The sequence below is a fragment of the Arthrobacter sp. P1_C12_2 genome, from assembly GCF_056406415.1.
This window is the reverse complement of record NZ_JBFUAF010000007.1, coordinates 124,947-142,842: the sequence shown is the minus strand read 5'-3', so window position 1 is coordinate 142,842 and position 17,896 is coordinate 124,947. Positions and strand designations below refer to the sequence as shown.

Annotated in this window: 23 protein-coding genes; 11 read left to right on the top strand and 12 right to left on the bottom strand. The window is 68.2% G+C overall.

The window, feature by feature from the left end:
- Window positions 1-111: 111 nt before the first annotated feature.
- Window positions 112-348 carry a hypothetical protein gene (locus AC1DZQ_RS09850; protein WP_476963345.1) on the top strand — a complete coding sequence of 79 codons (237 nt, stop codon included), beginning with the start codon at window positions 112-114 and terminating at the stop codon, window positions 346-348.
- 4 nt (window positions 349-352) lie between these two features.
- Here AC1DZQ_RS09850 and AC1DZQ_RS09845 read toward each other — a convergent pair whose 3' ends face one another.
- The 3 genes from AC1DZQ_RS09845 to AC1DZQ_RS09835 all read right to left on the bottom strand — a co-directional run bounded on the left by AC1DZQ_RS09845 (window position 353) and on the right by AC1DZQ_RS09835 (window position 2,133).
- Window positions 353-679 carry a MoaD/ThiS family protein gene (locus tag AC1DZQ_RS09845; protein ID WP_476963344.1) on the bottom strand — a complete coding sequence of 109 codons (327 nt, stop codon included), beginning with the start codon at window positions 677-679 and terminating at the stop codon, window positions 353-355.
- Window positions 680-693: 14 nt separating this feature from the next.
- Window positions 694-1,818 (bottom strand): WD40/YVTN/BNR-like repeat-containing protein, encoded by a 1,125-nt coding sequence (locus tag AC1DZQ_RS09840; RefSeq protein WP_476963343.1) that lies wholly within the window; start codon window positions 1,816-1,818, stop codon window positions 694-696.
- Window positions 1,819-1,920: 102 nt separating this feature from the next.
- Window positions 1,921-2,133 (bottom strand): hypothetical protein, encoded by a 213-nt coding sequence (locus tag AC1DZQ_RS09835; RefSeq protein WP_476963342.1) that lies wholly within the window; start codon window positions 2,131-2,133, stop codon window positions 1,921-1,923.
- A 152-nt stretch (window positions 2,134-2,285) separates the two neighbouring features.
- Here AC1DZQ_RS09835 and AC1DZQ_RS09830 point away from each other — a divergent pair, with 152 nt between their 5' ends.
- From AC1DZQ_RS09830 to AC1DZQ_RS09815, 4 genes are all read left to right on the top strand, one after another.
- Entirely contained in the window at window positions 2,286-2,783 is a 498-nt protein-coding gene (locus tag AC1DZQ_RS09830) for a universal stress protein (RefSeq protein WP_476963341.1), read from the top strand.
- Window positions 2,784-2,998: 215 nt separating this feature from the next.
- A complete protein-coding gene (locus AC1DZQ_RS09825) occupies window positions 2,999-3,373 on the top strand; it encodes a metal-sensitive transcriptional regulator (protein WP_476963340.1) in 375 nt (124 codons plus the stop codon).
- 67 nt (window positions 3,374-3,440) lie between these two features.
- A complete protein-coding gene (locus tag AC1DZQ_RS09820) occupies window positions 3,441-3,671 on the top strand; it encodes a cation transporter (RefSeq protein WP_476963339.1) in 231 nt (76 codons plus the stop codon).
- A 100-nt stretch (window positions 3,672-3,771) separates the two neighbouring features.
- On the top strand, window positions 3,772-6,090 hold the full coding sequence (locus tag AC1DZQ_RS09815) for a heavy metal translocating P-type ATPase (RefSeq protein ID WP_476963338.1): 2,319 nt from the start codon (window positions 3,772-3,774) through the stop codon (window positions 6,088-6,090).
- A 27-nt stretch (window positions 6,091-6,117) separates the two neighbouring features.
- On the opposite strand, the gene AC1DZQ_RS09810 is transcribed toward AC1DZQ_RS09815, so the two are convergent.
- Together AC1DZQ_RS09810 and AC1DZQ_RS09805 are read right to left on the bottom strand one after the other, a co-directional pair.
- Window positions 6,118-6,390 carry a DUF2277 domain-containing protein gene (locus tag AC1DZQ_RS09810; RefSeq protein ID WP_476963337.1) on the bottom strand — a complete coding sequence of 91 codons (273 nt, stop codon included), beginning with the start codon at window positions 6,388-6,390 and terminating at the stop codon, window positions 6,118-6,120.
- A gap of 63 nt (window positions 6,391-6,453) precedes the next feature.
- Window positions 6,454-7,407, bottom strand: a complete 954-nt coding sequence (locus AC1DZQ_RS09805; RefSeq protein WP_476963427.1) for an EamA family transporter — start codon at window positions 7,405-7,407, stop codon at window positions 6,454-6,456.
- Window positions 7,408-7,665: 258 nt separating this feature from the next.
- Between AC1DZQ_RS09805 and AC1DZQ_RS09800 the strand changes: the two genes are divergently transcribed.
- Window positions 7,666-8,208, top strand: a complete 543-nt coding sequence (locus tag AC1DZQ_RS09800) for a CGNR zinc finger domain-containing protein (protein ID WP_476963336.1) — start codon at window positions 7,666-7,668, stop codon at window positions 8,206-8,208.
- 68 nt (window positions 8,209-8,276) lie between these two features.
- Here AC1DZQ_RS09800 and AC1DZQ_RS09795 read toward each other — a convergent pair whose 3' ends face one another.
- The 3 genes from AC1DZQ_RS09795 to AC1DZQ_RS09785 all read right to left on the bottom strand — a co-directional run bounded on the left by AC1DZQ_RS09795 (window position 8,277) and on the right by AC1DZQ_RS09785 (window position 10,747).
- Window positions 8,277-8,639, bottom strand: a complete 363-nt coding sequence (locus tag AC1DZQ_RS09795) for a hypothetical protein (RefSeq protein ID WP_476963335.1) — start codon at window positions 8,637-8,639, stop codon at window positions 8,277-8,279.
- An 83-nt stretch (window positions 8,640-8,722) separates the two neighbouring features.
- Window positions 8,723-9,316 (bottom strand): hypothetical protein, encoded by a 594-nt coding sequence (locus AC1DZQ_RS09790; RefSeq protein WP_476963334.1) that lies wholly within the window; start codon window positions 9,314-9,316, stop codon window positions 8,723-8,725.
- A 75-nt stretch (window positions 9,317-9,391) separates the two neighbouring features.
- Window positions 9,392-10,747: an MATE family efflux transporter gene (locus AC1DZQ_RS09785; protein WP_476963333.1), complete on the bottom strand. Its 1,356-nt coding sequence runs from the start codon at window positions 10,745-10,747 to the stop codon at window positions 9,392-9,394.
- 149 nt (window positions 10,748-10,896) lie between these two features.
- On the opposite strand from AC1DZQ_RS09785, the gene AC1DZQ_RS09780 reads away from it, so the two are divergent.
- On the top strand, window positions 10,897-11,331 hold the full coding sequence (locus AC1DZQ_RS09780; RefSeq protein ID WP_476963332.1) for a DoxX family protein: 435 nt from the start codon (window positions 10,897-10,899) through the stop codon (window positions 11,329-11,331).
- A 157-nt stretch (window positions 11,332-11,488) separates the two neighbouring features.
- Window positions 11,489-12,463 (top strand): acyl-CoA thioesterase, encoded by a 975-nt coding sequence (locus AC1DZQ_RS09775; protein WP_476963331.1) that lies wholly within the window; start codon window positions 11,489-11,491, stop codon window positions 12,461-12,463.
- A gap of 18 nt (window positions 12,464-12,481) precedes the next feature.
- On the opposite strand, the gene dnaB is transcribed toward AC1DZQ_RS09775, so the two are convergent.
- Window positions 12,482-13,867, bottom strand: coding sequence for a replicative DNA helicase (dnaB, locus tag AC1DZQ_RS09770; RefSeq protein ID WP_018775337.1), 1,386 nt, complete (start codon window positions 13,865-13,867; stop codon window positions 12,482-12,484).
- A gap of 663 nt (window positions 13,868-14,530) precedes the next feature.
- On the opposite strand from dnaB, the gene AC1DZQ_RS09765 reads away from it, so the two are divergent.
- Together AC1DZQ_RS09765 and AC1DZQ_RS09760 are read left to right on the top strand one after the other, a co-directional pair.
- Window positions 14,531-14,977 carry a hypothetical protein gene (locus tag AC1DZQ_RS09765; RefSeq protein WP_476963330.1) on the top strand — a complete coding sequence of 149 codons (447 nt, stop codon included), beginning with the start codon at window positions 14,531-14,533 and terminating at the stop codon, window positions 14,975-14,977.
- Between the two features lie 3 nt (window positions 14,978-14,980).
- The gene (locus AC1DZQ_RS09760) at window positions 14,981-15,553 is read left to right on the top strand and encodes a hypothetical protein (RefSeq protein ID WP_476963329.1); all 573 of its coding nucleotides are present in this window, start codon (window positions 14,981-14,983) and stop codon (window positions 15,551-15,553) included.
- 69 nt (window positions 15,554-15,622) lie between these two features.
- On the opposite strand, the gene AC1DZQ_RS09755 is transcribed toward AC1DZQ_RS09760, so the two are convergent.
- Both AC1DZQ_RS09755 and AC1DZQ_RS09750 read right to left on the bottom strand, forming a co-directional pair.
- A complete protein-coding gene (locus tag AC1DZQ_RS09755; protein ID WP_476963328.1) occupies window positions 15,623-16,030 on the bottom strand; it encodes a TFIIB-type zinc ribbon-containing protein in 408 nt (135 codons plus the stop codon).
- A gap of 69 nt (window positions 16,031-16,099) precedes the next feature.
- Window positions 16,100-16,729 carry an FMN reductase gene (locus AC1DZQ_RS09750; protein WP_476963327.1) on the bottom strand — a complete coding sequence of 210 codons (630 nt, stop codon included), beginning with the start codon at window positions 16,727-16,729 and terminating at the stop codon, window positions 16,100-16,102.
- Between the two features lie 140 nt (window positions 16,730-16,869).
- Between AC1DZQ_RS09750 and AC1DZQ_RS09745 the strand changes: the two genes are divergently transcribed.
- On the top strand, window positions 16,870-17,292 hold the full coding sequence (locus AC1DZQ_RS09745) for a DUF1801 domain-containing protein (RefSeq protein WP_476963326.1): 423 nt from the start codon (window positions 16,870-16,872) through the stop codon (window positions 17,290-17,292).
- 136 nt (window positions 17,293-17,428) lie between these two features.
- Here AC1DZQ_RS09745 and rplI read toward each other — a convergent pair whose 3' ends face one another.
- Window positions 17,429-17,881: a 50S ribosomal protein L9 gene (gene rplI, locus AC1DZQ_RS09740; protein ID WP_091560672.1), complete on the bottom strand. Its 453-nt coding sequence runs from the start codon at window positions 17,879-17,881 to the stop codon at window positions 17,429-17,431.
- Window positions 17,882-17,896 lie beyond the last annotated feature (15 nt).

Sequence of the window (17,896 nt, the reverse complement as noted above, 5' to 3'; positions counted from 1 at the left end):
GCCGAAATCTAACCGGCCCCTTACCGCGCCGAAACGCGGACGCAACATTGGCGCAGGAGACTGGAAGTGCCGGCAAGAGCAGGCACCAACTCCAGTCCAGGAGGCCCCGCCATGTTGAAGGATGCGAAAGCCCATGTAACCCGCGTCCGCGCCCTCGACCAACTGCACCGCGGCGATGAGATCGAGGCCCGCCTGCGGGTGGGCCCGAGCTACGACGACGTCGTGATCCGCCGCGGCAACGTCCAGGAAACGGCCCCAGGAATCGGCGTCGTCTGGATCATGGACCGCCACACCGGCATGCGCAAAGCCATCAACGCGGACGAATGCAGTATCTGGCGGGTCGCCTGAGGCGTCAGCCTCCCGCCACCGACTGGATGATGAGGACTTCCTGGCCCGGTGCCACGGCAGTCACCAGACCCTGCAGCCGCCGGATTTCATTCCCGTTGACGTATATATTCACGTAACGGCGAACAGTTCCGGTCTCGTCCCGCAACCGCCGCGACAGCGCCGGAAAGTCCCCGGTCACCGTATCCAGCACCCACTCCACCGTCACCGCGGCCTCGGCGGGCGCAGTCAGGATGGACTGCCCGCCGGCGAGTGGTTGGAGGATGCTTGGCAGCACCACACTGATCGCCGAGTCCCCGTGCGTGGAGCCGCCGTTGATCACGCCGCTGTTCATGCGCTTTTACCCCTTCACGGCTGCGCCGGGAACAGGGCCGCGGAGACCACCGCTGCCCGCACGCACAGCACATCCGGCAAGTGCGAGGCGACTTCGGTGAAGTGTTCCCCCTCGTCAGCGCTGGCGTAGACACTGCCGCCCCGCGTCCCGAAGTAGACGCCCGCGGGCTCCGAACCGTCGACGCTGGCCGCATCGCGCAGCACGGCGTTGTACTCGGCCTCCGGCAGTCCGGCATCGAGCCGCTTCCAGCTGGCGCCGGCGTCATCGGTCCGGTGCACGGCCAACTTCCCGTCCGGCGGAATACGTTCGCCGTCGGCCTTCAGCGGGACCACCCAGGCCGTACCGGCCCGGCGCGGATGCGTCAGCATCACAAAACCGAAGTCCGCCGGCAGCCCCTCGGCGATCGAATCCCACGATTCGGCGTCGTCGTCGCTGCGGTACACGCCGTGGTGGTTTTGGGCGTACAGGCGGCCGTCGACGGCGGCGTCGGCCGCGATTTTGTGGACGCACTGGCCGAATTCCGGATTGGGATCCGGCATGAAGTAAGCGGAAATCCCCTTGTTGCGCGGCTCCCAGGACGCGCCGCCGTCGAGCGAGCGGTAGACCCCTCCCGTGCTCATGGCAACGTGGACTTTCTCGCCCGAGGGGTCGACGACGATCGAGTGCGCGGCGGCTCCGCCATAGCCTGCGCCCCATTCGCTGCGGTGCGGATGGTCCCAAAGGCCGCGGTTGAGTTCGAAGTGTTCGCCACCGTCGGTCGATTTCCAGATCGAGATCGGTTCGCAGCCCGCCCACACGACGCCCGGGCGGGAGTCGGCGTCGGGGTAGATCTGCCAGATCCGTTCCAAGGCCGCGTCGGTGCCGGCGGGGAAGGTGATGGCGCCGTTTTCGGGTTCAGTCCAGGTGCCGCCGAGGTCATCCGAGTGGAAAACCGTGGGACCCCAGTGCTCGGAGCGGACCCCCACCAGGATCCGGGTCCTGCCATCGCGGGTATCGATGGCGATGCTGGGCACCTCACTCATCAGAAAATGCGGTCCGGACAGGGACCAGTCCTTCCGGTCCGGGCTGGTCGCCAGCCAAAGGCCCTTCTTGGTCCCGATCGCCAGGACATAACTCTCTGCAGTTGCCATGCGTCCCATGCAACCATCCCTGACGGAAGGCCGCAACGGTTTTGTACCCCCGCCCGCGGTGTCTTTCTACCGGCGCCCGCGGTGTGCGCTACCGCGCCGGTGGCGTCCGCGTCAGTCGACGAACTCCGATTGCGTCTCGATGAAGTCCCAGTCCGCCGCCGACAATCCGGCGGCGCCGCCGGCGGACGGTTCAGCCGGACCGGGCCCGCCGGCGTCGGCGATTCCCCGCTGCACGGCCTCGGGCAGTTCGATGGTCCGGAGGTTTTCCCGAAGCCATTCCTTGCTCGCCAAATCCAGATCCAACCACCACATGTAGATCTCCACGGCGGCCACCTCCTCCTGTGTTCTTCAACCGTAGGCCCCGCCCCCGGGCTGTTCAAGGGATATTCCGGCAAGCGGCACCCGCACCATCCCGGGTTGCGGGCACGGGAAGGAAGCCCCTGTTCAGGGCTGCCCCCCGGGCGCCAGAATGAAGTATGTCTGACGACTCCGCGAACGGCCCGGCGCCTCTCGTGGTGGGCGTGGTTCCGGGACAGCACCCCGAAGTGCTGCAACTGGCGGCATCCCTTGCGAAGTCCCTCGCCGCGCCCTTGATCTGCGCCTACGTGGACGAGGCAAGCTACCTCGTGGAGTGGGATCCGGCGCGGTCCGCACACCGCCTGTCGCTACATCCGGACGCGGACGACGCCCGGATCCGGGCCACCACCCAGGAGCTGCGTTCCGTCGTTGAGGCACGCTGCGCACCCCTGGGGGTCGACTGGACGCTGCGCACCCTGGCCGGTGACCCCGCCCGGGCAATCGGCAGGCTGGCCGCGGACACCAACGCGCGCATGATCGTGGTGGGGACCCCCGAACGCGGCCTCGGCCACCGCATCTCCGCCGCGCTCAACGGCTCTGTGGCGGCATGGCTGGGCCACCATCAGGAACGTCCGGTCCTGATGGTTCCGGCGGTCTCGCCGGCGGGAAGAAAGTAAAGCGAAAGTACTTATTCGGAGCGCTGGTGTTACCCCACTACCGGCGAGTAAGCTCGATCTGTAGGCGGGACGAACCGCCTACCCCAAAGCTGCTCCGGAGTGCGTATCCCCCAATAACGCACTCCGGAGCTCTTTGTTTTGCGCCGTGTTCCACACCGAGCGCCGGACCGGACCAGAGGCTTGCAACATACCCCTAGGGGGTATAGGTTGAGGGCATGAGCGAGTCAGAAGTTTCCGGCCCGGCGCGACTCGACACCGCGCCCCTCGACACGCCGCCCCTCGACATCCCACCCCACGAGCACGGCTACACGTCCAACAAGGACGCCTACCTCCGCCGGCTCAAGCGGATCGAAGGTCAGGTCCGCGGCATCGCCCGCATGGTGGACGAGGACAAATACTGCATCGACATCCTCACCCAGGTCGCAGCCGTCACCAAGGCCCTGCATGCCGTGAGCCTGGGGCTCGTCGAAGAGCACATCGGCCACTGCGTTGTCGGCGCCGCCGCCGAGCCGGATCCGGAACTAAGGGCGGAGGCCATCGATTTCAAAGTCAAGGAGGCCACCGATGCCATCGGACGCCTGCTGCGCTAGGACCTGCACCACCCACCACACCACCGGGCCGGGGAACCACACCCGGCCCAGCGACAAGGAGCACCCCATGGCCACCGTTTCCACCACCGTCAACGTTTCCGGCATGACCTGCGGCCACTGCGTGTCCTCCGTCAGTGAAGAACTTGAGGCGCTCTCCGGCGTCGAAAAGGTCGATGTCGACCTCAAGGCCGGCGGCATCTCCACCGTCACGATCACCTCCAGCGAAACACTGTCGTCCTCCGAAATCGGCGAGGCAGTCGCCGAGGCCGGCTACCTCATGGTCGCCACCGAAGCCTGAGGGACCACCGCGCCAGCGGTCGGCAGAGGCGTCGGCAGACGCCGGGACGCCAGGCAGCGGGACGGCAGACAGCGAATCAACCGCCAAAAAGAAGGGCGCCGTGAGCAGCGAGCAGTTGTTGGACCAGGCCGGGAGCCGCGTCATTGACCTCGATATCGAGGGCATGACTTGCGCCTCCTGCGTCAACCGGGTCGAGCGCAGGCTCGGAAAGCTCGACGGCGTCGAGGCCAGCGTCAATCTGCCCCTCGAGTCCGCCCGTGTCAGCGTCCCGGCGGACATCACCGACGACCAGATCACCGCCACGGTCGCGGCCGCGGGCTACAAGGCCACGGTCCGGCCCGCCAGGCACCCGGGCACGCCGGTGCAGCCCGCAGACCTCCGGGCCGGCAGCGGGTCGCCGGCCAGCACCGAATTGCCGGCCAGCGCCGCACCCTCGCTCCGCCCGCGGCTCGTCGTGGCAGCCGCGCTCACCGTCCCGGTGCTCGCGATCTCGATGATCCCGGCGTTCCAGTTCCCGAACTGGGGCTGGGTGGCCGCTGTCCTGGCCCTGCCGGTGGTCGCTTGGGCGGCGTGGCCGTTCCACCGCGCCGCGGCCATCAACGCGCGGCACCTGGCCTCGACCATGGACACCCTGGTGTCCATCGGCGTGATTGCTGCCTACACGTTCTCGGCCGGGCAACTCCTTGCCGATCCGAGCATGACCGAACATCCGGCAGCGGAGGGCATGAGCTCCGGCGGCCTGTACTTCGAGGTCGCGTCCGTGGTCACCACGTTCCTGCTGCTCGGCCGCTACCTCGAGGCCAACGCCAAACGGAAGGCGGGGGACGCCCTCAAGGCCCTCCTGGACCTGGGGGCAAAAGACGCGACGATCCTGCGCGGCGGCACCGAGCACAAGATCCCGGCCGATCAGCTGGCTCCCGGAGACGTGATCGTGGTCCGCCCCGGCGAGAAGATCGCCACCGATGGCGTCGTCCTCGACGGCTCCTCTGCGGTGGACGCCTCCCTGGTGACCGGCGAATCCGTGCCGGTGGAAGTTGGTCCGGACAGCCGCGTCACCGGGGCCACCATCAACACCTCCGGCCGGCTCCTGGTCCGGGCCACACGCGTCGGGTCCGAAACCACCCTGGCCCAGATGGGCCGGCTCGTTTCCGCGGCGCAGACCGGGAAAGCACCCATCGCCCGGCTCGCAGACCGCATCAGCGCCGTCTTCGTACCCGTCGTCCTGGCCATCGCCGCCCTCACCTTCGGGGCCTGGCTGATGGTGGCCGCGCCGGCTGTTAGCGCGGACGAGGTCCGGACCGCCTTCACCGCCGCCGTCGCCGTGCTGGTCATTGCGTGCCCCTGCGCCCTCGGGCTGGCCACCCCGGTCGGACTGCTCACCGGGACCGGGCGGGGCGCCCAGCTGGGGATCCTGATCAAGGGCCCGCAGGTCCTCGAGGATACCCGGACGGTGGACACGATCCTGCTGGACAAGACCGGCACCGTCACCACCGGCAGCCTTGCCGTGGACGGCGTCCAAAGCTTCGGGCCGCACAGCGAGGCCGAGGTCCTCCGCCTGGCGGGTGCTGTGGAAAACGCCTCCGAGCACCCGATTGCCCGCGCCATTGCCGCTGCGGCCCTGGCCGCGGAGGCGGGGCGCGTGAACAACGACGGCGCCGGCCTTCCCGCCGTCGCCGGCTTCCGTTCCGCACCCGGCGGCGGTGTCCAAGGCACCGTGGAGGGCCGGCCCGTAACCGCGGGGCGCACCGGCTGGCTGCTGGAGTCCGGCATCGCCACGGCCCCGGCTCAGCGCGAGGCGCTGGGCGCGGCCGAAGACTCGGGCGCCACGGCGATCTGGGTTGCCGTGGACGGCGAAACCGCCGGAATCATCAGCCTGCGGGACACCGTCAAGCCCGGCTCCGCGGCCGCGGTCACCCGGTTCCGGGAGCTCGGGCTCCGGCCGATCCTGCTGACCGGCGACAACGCCGCCGTCGCCGCCCAGGTGGCGGCCGCCGTCGGGATCAGTCCGGACGACGTCTTCGCGGGGGTGCTCCCGGCGGGCAAGGTCGAGGCCGTGCGGAAGCTGCAAGCGGCCGGCGCCACTGTGGCCATGGCCGGGGACGGCGTCAACGACGCCGCGGCGCTGGCGCAGGCGGACCTGGGCATCGCCATGGGCTCCGGCACCGACGTCGCCATCGAGGCGGCCGATCTGACGGTGATGGGCAATGACCTCGGGCAGGTGGCACAGGCGATCGAGCTCTCCCGCCGGACGCTCGGCACCATCAAGACGAACCTTTTCTGGGCGTTCTTCTACAACGCGGTGGGCATTCCGGTGGCGGCCCTGGGCCTGCTCAACCCGATGATCGCCGGCGCCGCCATGGCCGCCAGCTCGGTGCTGGTGGTGGTCAACTCGCTGCGGCTGCGCAGCTTCGGCCGCTAAACCGGCCTTCGCCCGGGCGGCCCTGTCTCAGGCCGCGCCAAAGCGGATGGCAGACCGGGCTTTGGCCTTGGCGGCTTCCTCCCCCCGGTCCTTGGACGGGGCGTGGGTCACCAGGGAGTCGAGGAGGTGCTGCGTCGCGTGGGCAATCTCGTGCACGGCCCGGTTGAACGCCTCTTCGTTGGCCTTGGACGGCTTGGTGCTGCCGCTGATCTTGCGCACGTATTGCAGCGCGGCGGCCTCCACCTCCGCGGTGGTGGCGTGGGGCTCAAAATTGTGGAGGGTCCGGATGTTTCGACACATATCTCCATGCTAAATGCCTTCGGGCCAGGGAACGAGGGGGCCCGGGCCCGGACGGACAACCGCCTACGGCACGGGCTCGCAGTCGTTTGCGTGGTCCAGCGCCGCCGCACCGGTGCCGGACGGGGCCCGCAGCTCGTCCAGCCGGACCAGCACCACCCCGCCGACAATCAGCAGCCCGCCCAGGAGCTGGATGGGTCCGGGCAGCTCGCCGAGCAGCAGCCAGGCCCAGATGACGGCGAACAGCACTTCGGTGAGCGAGACAAAGGACGCGACTTTCGAGCCGAGCGCCCGCGCGGCGACGATTCCGGACACGTACGCCACCACCGTGGCCAGGACCACGAGGCCGCCCAGCGCCACCCACCACGGGGTGACCCAGGGTCCCAGGCGGGTGTCGGCGGTGCTGAAGGCCATCGGCAGCAGCCCGGTTGCCGCGGTCAGCCACATGACGATGGCGCCCACCATGAGCCCGCCGGAGGCCAGAAGGATGGGCGGCAGGGTGTCGTTTTCCTTGGCCGTGATGAAGAAATAGATGGCGAGGCACACTGCGGCCGCGATGCCCCACAGCACGCCGATGAGGTCGACCTTGACGGCGCCCGTGAGGTCCAGGACCAGGATCAGCCCGCCGAGGGAGAGGAGAGTGCCGGCAATGGTCAGTGGCCGCGGCCGTTTCCGGCTAACGGCCCACAGCCAGAGCACGATGAGGACCGGCGCGAGGTACTCCAGCAGCAGCGCGACGCCGACCGAAAGCCGGGACACGGCGTTGAAATAGAACAGCTGGCAGGCGGCGACGCCGATGAATCCGAACAGCAGCACGGTCAGCCAGTTGTCCCGGAGCTGGTGCCAGCGCCCGCGCAGGGCGGGAATGGCGAAGACGGCCAGGATCAGGGCCGCACCCGTGAGCCGGGCCGTGACGGCCGCCCCGGGAGTCCATCCCGTTTCCAGGAGCGCCTTGGCGAATGATCCGGAGAGCCCGAACACCGCGGACGAAAACAGTGCGACGCCCAGGCCCGAGGCCATGAAACCGGATGCCGCGCCGGCCCGCTTGGTTTCCTGCCGGGCGCCCTGCGTGCTTTCCTGCACGACGCCCTGCGTGCCCTTCAGTTTGCCGTCCTGTTTGCCCTGCGTGCCTTCCGGTTCGGAGGCAGGCCGCTGGGCGGCAAGGTCTCGGACCGGGGCGGCGACGGGGCGCTGGGGGGCAGACATGGGCATTCTCCTGTCAGGAGTAAAATAGGGTTATGCTCATGACATTACGCCCCGGCAAGGTAAGGAGTCAAGATGGTTTTTGCCCCTGACACGGAAGTTGCCCTGCGTTCTGTGGTCAACCTCATCAACACCGCGGCCAACGGCGAGGAGCATTTAGCCACGGTCAGGGACCTGGACGAGTTCCTGACTGCCGAGGGCTTCACCGGTTCCCGCACCCGGGACGGGGCCGAGCTGGCCAGTGTGCGGCGGCTGCGCGGCGAGCTCGCCGAACTCTGGCAGGCCGAGGAGTCCGCTGCCGCGGCGACCGTGAACCGGCTGCTCCGGGAGGCCCGGGCGCTGCCCCAGCTGGTCAAGCATGATCCGTGGGACTGGCACCTGCACGCCACCACCCCGGACGCGCCGCTGGCCGACCGGATGAGCACGGAGGCGGCCATGGCGATCGTGGACGTGATCCGCAGCAAGGAAATGGACCGCCTGCTGGTGTGCGCCGCGGACGATTGCGACGCCGTCGTGCTGGATCTGAGCCGCAACCGATCGAAGCGCTACTGCGACACGGGAAACTGCGCCAACCGTGCGCACGTGGCCGCGTACCGGGCCCGGAAAGCCGCGTCCTGACGGCCACGCCGCGGCTGCGGCCTACGCTGTAGGCCTACAGCGTAGGCCTACGCTGTTAGCCTGAGCTGTCAGGCCTGCGGCCCGTTGTCACGGGAATCGCCGGGGCCGGCCTCGGGCCGGGGCTGCTCCGACGGGCCGCCATGGCCGGAGGGCGTGCGCTTGGAACTGAGGTTGACGCCGGAGCCCTTGCCCAGGTCCTCGGGGTTGTCCTTGTGGCTCATCGCCAGCATGGCGGCCACCACGAGGATCACAATGAAGGCGATCCCGGCGCCGATAAGCGCCAGATCGAACCGGGGTGAGCGGGCGCTGCCGCCGGAGGCGAAGATCAGGACGCCGAAGAAAACCACCACGGCCCAGAACGCGGAGAACATGAGCGGTCCCTTGACCGAGGTCCGCAGGCTGCGGGGCGCTCCGGGTTTCTGCTGTGCCAAGGTGTTTTCCTCCTGCAGCCCGCGCGGAAAGCGTGGCTGTCTTGTTACCGCAATTGTTCTACGCCGGGTAGAACCTGTCGGTACTAGTTTACGGCCTCCGCGGAATCGCCCTGAGCATCATGGCGCAGGGTCAGTCCGGACAGCATCCACAGGACGCCGCTGATGATGGCCCCGCCGCCGGCAACGCCGAGGAGGGCGTGCGGGCCGAGGCCGATGAAGAACGGCAGCGCAGCCGCAGTGCCCAGCCCGATCACGCCGGATGCGATCCAGTCACGGGCCAGCACGGACCGGCCGCGGCCAAGAATGCCCGCGGACAACTCCGCGGCACCGGCCACGCCCAGGCCCAGGGCTGCGATGATACCGAAGACGAGTGGGGCGGGGATCAGGGCCACGGCCGCGCCGGCTCCGGCCAGGGCTGCCCCGCCGGCGGAAAGGGCCCTGCCGGCGCCTTCCCGCGGGCGGAATCCGGTCTTGGGCACGCTCCAGATCATCACCACACCGGTGGCCAGCAGGTAGAGGCCGCCGGCCCAGCCCATGCCGGCCTCGGACGGCGCGGCCCAGAACACGGTGACCGCACCAAACACGAGCGCGACGGCCGCCCTGACAAGCACGGGCTTCCAGAGGTCGGCCGCGGCGCGGATGGCAGGGGTCGCGTCAGGCGCTGCGGGAAGAGTCACCCGTCCAGTTTAGTGCGAAGCCGCCGGTGCGCGCGCCTGTCGGCCGGGCCGGCCCAGCGCACGCTCGGCGCGCACTCACCGCGCGCCGAGGACCATCCACCGGTCCGTCCGGGCCCGGAGGCCCAGCGTCAGCGCCCGCGCCCCCATGTAGCCGAGTGAGAAGGCGGCCCACAGCCAAAGCAATCCCGCACCGGCGCCCGCGCCGGAATACCGCACGGCCAGCAGCAGCGGCAGATAGGCGGCGAGATTGACGACGCCGGCGATCGCCAGGTAGCGGGCGTCGCCCGCGCCGATGAGGACGCCGTCGAGGACGAAGACGTAACCGGCCAGCGGCTGCCCGGCGGCGAGGACCCAAAGGGCGAGCGTCAGCGCGGCCCGGACGTCGGCGTCGGACGTGAAGAGGGCGCCCGCCCACGGTGCCGCTGCAGCCAGAAGGATCCCGGTCAGGACGCCGAAGCCGAGCCCCCACCGCGTCATGGTGCGCGTCAGCGCGCGAGCCGCCACCGGCCGGGCCGCGCCCAGTTCCTTGCCGATCAAGGCCTGGGCCGCGATCGCGAGGGCGTCCAGGGCGAAGGCGAAGAACGTGAAGATGGTCATGGCCAGCTGGTGCGCGGCAAGATTGACGGGACCCTGGGCGGTGACCACCACCACCGTGGCCAGAATCGCTATCCGCAGGCTGAGCGTGCGCAACATCAGCCAGGAACCCACCCTGGTCAGGGCCCGGATGCCACGCCAGTCCGGGCGCAGGGACACCCGGTTGGCGCGGGCGTTGCGCCGGACGATCAGCACATAGACGGCCGCCATGGCCCACTGCGCGATGCTCGTGCCCACGGCCGAGCCGGTCACTGACCAGCCCAAGCCGTAGACGAGGACCAGGTTCAGCGCAATGTTCAGCGTGAAACCTGCGGCGGCGACGATCAGCGGGGTCCGGGTGTCCTGGAGTCCGCGCAGCACTCCGGTGCCCGCGAAGATGAGCAGCATCGCCATGAGGCCAGGCATGGACCCGCGCAGGTAGTCCACGGCAAACCCATGCACTTCGCCGCGGGCCCCCATCAGGTCCAGGAGCGGGCCCGCGGCCAGGAATCCGGCGACCGCCAGGACGAGTCCGAGCAGGAGCGCCAGCCAGATGCCGTCGCGTCCGGCGGCGAGGGCCTTGGCCAGCTGGCCGTTGCCGATGGCCCGCGCCACTGCCGGCGTCGTGGAGTACGCGAGGAACACCATGAGTCCGACTGCCGTGTGCAGGACCGCCGATGCCAGCCCGACGCCGGCCAGTTCTGCCACGCCGAGATGGCCCACAATGGCCGAATCCGCGAGCAGGAACAGCGGCTCGGCGATCAGCGCGCCGAAGGCCGGCACCGCAAGGCGCAGGATCTCCCGGCGCTGCCCGGTGGACGGCGGCAGGGCGGTGGACAGCGGCGAGGAAGGTTGCACGGCTTAACCCTAGCCGGGCCACTGGATCGACTCCGTAGGACATTTAGTTGACTTTTCAAGTAAATGTCGGGAAGACTTGATCTTGAACGCAACCGAAGCCGCGGCGGCAGAGAGCCGCGACGCCTCCTACTTACGAAACGGTATTTCACATGAACCAGCCCGCCCTGACCACCTCCGCCCGAACCATCCTGCGCGTCATCGCCGGCTTCCTGTTCGCCGCCCACGGCTGGCAGAAGTTCAACGAATTTACGATCGCCGGCACCCAGGCCGCCTTCACCCAGATGGGGGTTCCGGCAGCCCAGGCGGTGGCCCCCGTCGTCGCCACCCTCGAACTCGTCGGCGGCGTCGCGCTGATCCTGGGCGTGCTCACCCGCGTTTTTGCGGCCCTCCTCGCACTGGACATGCTCGGCGCCCTGCTCATGGTCCACGCCTCCGCCGGCGTCTTCGTCGCAACCGGCGGCTACGAACTCGTCCTGATCCTTGCCGCCGCCGCCCTGGCCGTGGCCCTCGTCGGCGCGGGCAAGCTCTCCGCCGACCGCGCCCTCTTCGGCCGCAGCGACTCGAAGCTCCGCGTCCTGGCCTAAGGCATTCCCGGCATCTGGCCCGGCACCTTGCGCGCGACGGCGGGCGGTCACCTTCTGGTGGCCGCCCGCCGTCGTTTGTCTCTGGGTTATGGCGTGCCAGACAGCGATTGTGTCGCCAGCCGGCGGCGGGTGCCGGGCCAATCAGTAAACTCACAGCATGAGCGAGAACGCGCCCAATTCCGTGACCCTGCGCTTCCTGGCGGCCCCCACCGACGTCGGCCACAGCGGCTCGGTCGACGCCGGCACCGTGCTTGAGTGGGTGGACAAGGCGGCCTATGCCGCGGCCGTCGGCTGGGCAAAGTCCTACTGCGTGACGGCCTATGTGGGGAACATTCATTTCGCGGACCCGGTCAACAGCGGCGACATGGTGGAGGTCGAGGCCACGATCGTCTACACCGGGCGGTCCTCGATGCATATCCGCACCGTGGTGTCCTCGGGCGATCCGAAGGGCGGCCCCGCCACCATGCGCAGCCAGTGCATCGTGATCTTTGTGGCCGTGGGCGCGGACGGCAAGCCCATCCCGGTGCCGCAGTTTGAACCGGTGACGCCGGAAGAAACCGGACAGCGGGACGACGCCCTGGCCCGGATCAAGGTCCGCGAAGACATCGTCCAGGCCATGGGCGGGCAGGAATATACCGACGCCGGCACGGCCGAGCGCGTGGTCCTGCGGTTCATGGCGGCGCCCACGGACGTGAACTGGGGCGGCAAGGTCCACGGCGGCATCGTCATGAAGTGGATCGACGAGGCCGCCTACGTCTGCGCCTCCCGCTACTGCGGGAAAGACACCGTGGCGGTCTTCTCCGGCGGCGTGCGGTTCTACCGCCCACTGCTGATCGGCCACGTCGTGGAGGTGGAGGCCCGGCTGGTCTACACCGGCACCAAGGGCATGCATATCGCCGTCCATGTCCGGTCCGGAGACCCCAAGGGGCGCGAACTGAGCCTCACCACGTACTGCCTGACGGTCATGGTGGCCCGCGACGAGACCGGCACCTCGGTCCCCATTCCGCAGTGGGTGCCGGTCTCCGCGGAAGACATCCGTCTCCACGCCCACGCCCGCGAACTGCTGGAAATCCGCGGCCGGGCCCCGGGGAACCGGCTGCCCAACCACCTGCTCACAGCGCGCGAGGGCTAGCGCCGCGCCCCGGCGGGGCTAGAAGCCGCCGCCACCGCCGGCGTCGGCCGCCATGTTGGCAAACCGCGAGTAGTGGCCCTGGAAGGCCACCACAATGTCCTTTGTGGGACCGTTACGGTGCTTGGCGATCAGGATGTCCGCCTCGCCGGCGCGCGGGGACTCCTTGTCATAGACGTCTTCGCGGTGCAGCAGGATCACCATGTCGGCATCCTGCTCAATGGAGCCGGATTCGCGCAGGTCCGAGACCATGGGGCGCTTGTCCTGGCGCTGCTCGGAGCCACGGTTCAGCTGCGACAGCGCGATCACGGGCACCTGGAGTTCCTTGGCCAGGAGCTTCAGGGCGCGGGAGAACTCGGAGACTTCCTGCTGGCGGGATTCGACCTTCTTGCCCGAGCTCATGAGCTGCAGGTAGTCCAGGATCACCAGCTTGAGGTCATGCTGCTGCTTCAGGCGCCGGCATTTGGCCCGGATTTCCATCAGCGACATGTTGGGGCTGTCATCGATGAACAGCGGGGCATCGTTCATGCGGCCCATGGTGGTGGCGATCTTGGACCACTGCTCGTCCTTGATGGTGCCCTTGCGGAGGTCCTGGAGACCGATCGTGGCCTCGGCGGACAGCAGGCGCATGGCGATCTCGTTGCGGCCCATTTCGAGGGAAAACATGACGGTCGCGAGGTTGTTCTTGATGGCGGCCGAGCGGGCGAAGTCCAGCGCGAACGTGGACTTGCCGACGGCCGGGCGGGCGGCGATGACGATCATCTGGCCGGGGTGCAGGCCGTGGGTGAGTTCATCGAGCTCGTAGAAGCCGGTGGGGACGCCCACCATGCCCTCGCCGCGGTGGCCCGAGGCCTCGATCTCGTCCACGGTGGATTCCATGACGTCCTTGAGGACCACATAGTCCTCGGCGGTCCGGCGTTCGGCGACGGCGTAGACCTCGGCTTGGGCCTGGTTGACCAGGTCTTCGACCTCGCCGTCCTGTCCGTAGCCGAGCTGGACGATCTTGGTGCCGGCGTTGACCAGGCGGCGCAGCACGGCGCGTTCGCCCACGATTTCGGCGTAGTAACCGGCGTTGGCGGCCGTGGGGACGGTCTGGATGAGTTCGTGCAGGTAGGCGGGGCCGCCGATCCTGTTGATTTCGCCGCGCTTGGTCAGCTCGTCCGAGACGGTCACGGCGTCCGCGGGTTCGCCGCGGCCGTAGAGGTCGATGATGGCCTCGTAGATGGTTTCGTGCGCCGGACGGTAGAAGTCCTGGCCACGAAGGATCTCGACGACGTCGGCGATGGCGTCCTTGGACAGCATCATGCCGCCCAGGACTGACTGCTCCGCGGGGATGTCCTGCGGAGGCTTGCGGCTGCCCTCGGCTCCCCGCGTACCCTCGACTGAGTCCAGATGCGTAACTGACAAAACTGCCGTCCTTCATTGTGTGCCGTGGCGGATATCCGTTCGCCGCGGCGCGTAAGCACTGCGCCTTATGCCCAATGCCCTAATGCCCAGCGCCCTAAACCCGGCACATGCCGGCCGCCTAATTCTTATCAGTCAGCTCCGACAGTTCGCGCCGGTCCGGCGCACCGCCGTTATCCACAGCGTTGGTGCGGCCGTGTGCCACCGGAATCCGGGGGTCCGTGTCCTGGCTGGCACCACCCGGCGGCCCGCAGGTTTCCGCTTCCCACGCCCGATATCCTGCAACGTTATCCGCCGATCGGGCAGGCACCAACCCGGCCAGCCCGCTCCCCTGTGGATAAGCTGTGCACTAGTGCCTGATGCTTGTGCACAGTCTGTGGATTGGGCTGTGGATAGAAAAAAAGTTAAGCCCGTGATCACTACGTGACCTGCGGAAACATTGGATTCATCTTGTGGACACAAAACAATTTCCGCCAAGCTTCATCCACAGCCTGCACCTTGCGGCTGGGGATAGACTGCGGCATATCAGGCCACATTTGCGGCCTGATATGCACATTTTGTGACCGGATTCATCCCACCGCGCCGAATTGACGCTGGACGCGGCGCACTGTACGCGAAGGCGCGGAACATGCTGTGGATAACCGCAATCTGGCATAAGCTCTAGACATGGGCGATGTACTGATAGTCATGCTGCCTGCCATCATCCTGGCGACGGTGCTCTGGGCGGCGGTCACGGCCCTGAAGCCGCGGAACACCGGCATCTCCGAGGCCGAGCGCTACCAGCAGGAACTGGCAGTAAAGTCCCTGGCCCACTACGCGGCGCAGGTCCAAGCTGCCGAGGCCTCCCGCGCCCGGATTGAAGCGACCACGCGTCCAAGCCAGAACTCCCAGCAGCAGTCGCAGCAGGCCGATCACGCCCGCGCCGCCCTGCTGGGCCGGGGCGGCTCCGGCCACGGGGACGCGCTGTTCGCCATCGGACACCTGAGTCCCCAGCTCCTCCTGCAGCTCCAATCGCTGGCCCGCGACGGCCAGAAGACGAAGGCCGCCCGGCTGCTGCGGCAGGCAACCCACTCGGATCTGAAGACCGCAAAGAATTACGTAGATCGGCTTTAGCACATGGACTCCCTGCTCATTCCCGTACTGATCCTGGTGCTCGTGGCCGCCGCCGTGCTGATGGCGGTCCGGGCCTGGAGCCGCCGCGGTGAACGCTCCAGGCCGGCACCCATGCCACAGGCCGCCCCCGACTCCGCGGAGCTGGCCCGCACGGCGGCCGCCAGGCTCACCCAGGAGCAGCACCGGCGGCTCTACGCGCTGATCGCGCAGGGGCAGGCCATGGCCGCCATCAAGGTGTACCTCGAGGCCACGGGCGACGGCCTCCGGGCGTCCCGCGACGCCGTCGCTGCACTGGCGGCCCACCCGCAGCCGTTCGTCGCCCCGGAGCCCGCGCCGGAGGCCATTCCGGACGAGGACGACGTGCCGCAGCGGTTCGCGTACCGCTACCGCGCGATCGCCAGCAAAGGCGACGTCACCCGCGAGGTGAGCAGCAACATGCTCAATGATGAGATCTACGGGAGGATCCGCACCCTGGCCAAGAGCGGCGACACCGAGGCCGCAGCGACAGCCCTGACCCGCCACTCGGATATTTCCATGAAACAGGCCAGGGAATTCATCGCACTGCTCGGCGACTGAAGAACGCAGAGACCGGGCCCTAATCGTGCCAGTCCCTCCCCCACCCGCGGGGCCGGGTAATCCGCAGGGCTAGAAGTCGAACAGGTCCCCCAGCCAGCCTTCCTTCTTCTTAGGACGGCGGCGGTCATCGTAACGCGGCTGCTCATACCTCGATTGATCAGGGCGCGGACGGTCGCGGCGCTCATCGTAGCGGCGGTCGTCATAGCGGCGGTCATCCGGACGCCGGTCGTCCCGGCGCGGGTCGAGGTTGTACAGCGGCGGCGGAATGTGGCCGGGCGTCGTCGGCGGGAACGGCGTCGGCGCCAGCGGTGCTGCCGGGGCGGCTGCTGCCGGTCCCAGGGATTCCGCCGCACGGTCGATGATCTTGTCCAGCTCTCCCCGGTCTAGCCACACCCCGCGGCATTGGGGGCAGTAGTCGATCTCCACTCCGCTGCGTTCACTCATGATCAGGTCAATTGAATCCACGGGACACTTCATGTCCCGGACAACGAGCGGGCGGCCGAAAAGGTTCGGACGGCGCTGCAGGTTCGGAAGGCGCGGAAGCCCCTACCGCTGGCCGGAGATTCCGGCGAGCAGTTGCTCAAATGGCAGCGACTCCAGCGCGGCTGGCTTCTGCTGCGGCCCTGAGTCCTGCACCAGGGCGACAAACTCCCCCGCCGCCCGGTCCACGCGAACCGAGAGCGGCGAGCCGCCGTCGTCGTCGTTGTTTCCCCAGTCCTGCGGGCCGGCGAAGACCGCGGTGGCGGCGATCCGCGTGCGCAGGTAGGTGAAGAGCGGCCGCATCGCGAAGTCCAGCACCATCTGGTGCCGGTCCGTGCCGGCGGTGGCCCCGAGCAAAACGGCCTTGCCTTCGAGCGCCTTGGGGTCGAGCACGTCGATGAAGGACTTGAATAGCCCGCTGTAGGACGCGCTGAACACGGGGCTGACAGCGATCAAGCCGTCAGAGGCCTCGACGCCGGCGATCACTTCGGCCAGCCGCGGAGCCGCATAACCGGTCACGAAGTTGTTGGCGATGTCCACGGCGAGGTCCCGCAGCTCCACGACCTCGACCTCCACGGCGTAGCCGGTCGCGGCAAGCTGCCGTTCGGCCGAGCCCGCCAGCTGGTCCGCCAGCAGGCGGCTCGAGGAGGGGACGCCGAGTCCGGCGGAGATAACGGTGATACGGCGGGTTTCCACGGAGTGCTCCTAAGTTGAATCCTGGTCAGCAACGCCATTACATGCGTTTGCATCTACCTTTAGAAGCGGCGGGTGCGTGGATTTATTCCCGGGCACACGCCTTGCCTGACAGGAGTGCCGCTCTCTGCCAGACTGCCCTCATGGCTGAAAACAAGACGCAGGCAACCGGTGCGTCGGTGGAGGAGTTCCTGGCCGCCGTCGAGCATCCAGTCCGGCGCGGCGACGGGTTCCGTCTGCTGGCGCTGATGTCCGAGATCACGGGGGAGCCGGCGCAAATGTGGGGCCCGACGATTGTGGGGTTCGGCCGTTACCACTACAAATACGCAAGCGGTCGGGAGGGCGATGCCGCGGCGGTCGGCTTCTCCCCCCGGAAATCCAGCCTGTCGCTCTATGGCCTCACCTACGGGCCGGAGGCCGCCGAACTGCTCGGCAGGCTGGGCAGGCACAAGCTCGGCGCCGGCTGCCTGTACGTCACCAGGCTCGACGACGTCGACGAGGCCGTGCTGGCGGAACTGGTCCGGCTCGGCTACCGACATGTCACCACGGTGCTGCACCACGGCTAAGTGACCCCGTGTTGGGTGAGTGGCGGTTATTGGCCCGGTCAGGGCGGGTTTAAAGCGGAAGGCCCCCGCCTTCGGTCCCTCAGAGGGGTCCGGAGGCGGGGGCCTTCCAGCAGTTCAGGACTGCAGCCGGTGAGGGCTACTTGCCTGCGACTACGTCGAGTTCGATCACAGCGGAAACATCGTCGTGCAGACGGACGTTTGCCTGGTAGGAACCGGTCGACTTGATGTGTGCCGGCAGTTCAACCTTGCGCTTGTCGATGCGGCCCAGGCCAGCGGCCTCAACAGCGTCGGCGACGTCGCCCTGCTTGACGGTGCCGAACAGGCGACCGGTTGCGCCAGCCTTGACGATCAGCTTGACCGGCTTGGCGGAGAGTGCAGCGGCCTGCTTCTGAGCGTCTTCCAGGGAAGCGTGCTCGCGGGCAACGCGAGCAGCCTTGATGGACTCAACCTGCTTCTCGCCACCCTTGGACCAGGTCAGGGCGAAGTTGCGGGGCAGCAGGTAGTTACGTGCGTAACCGTCCTTGACCTCGACAACATCGCCAGCAGCACCGAGACCGGTTACTTCGTGGGTCAGAATGAGCTTTGCCATGTTAGTTAATCCCTT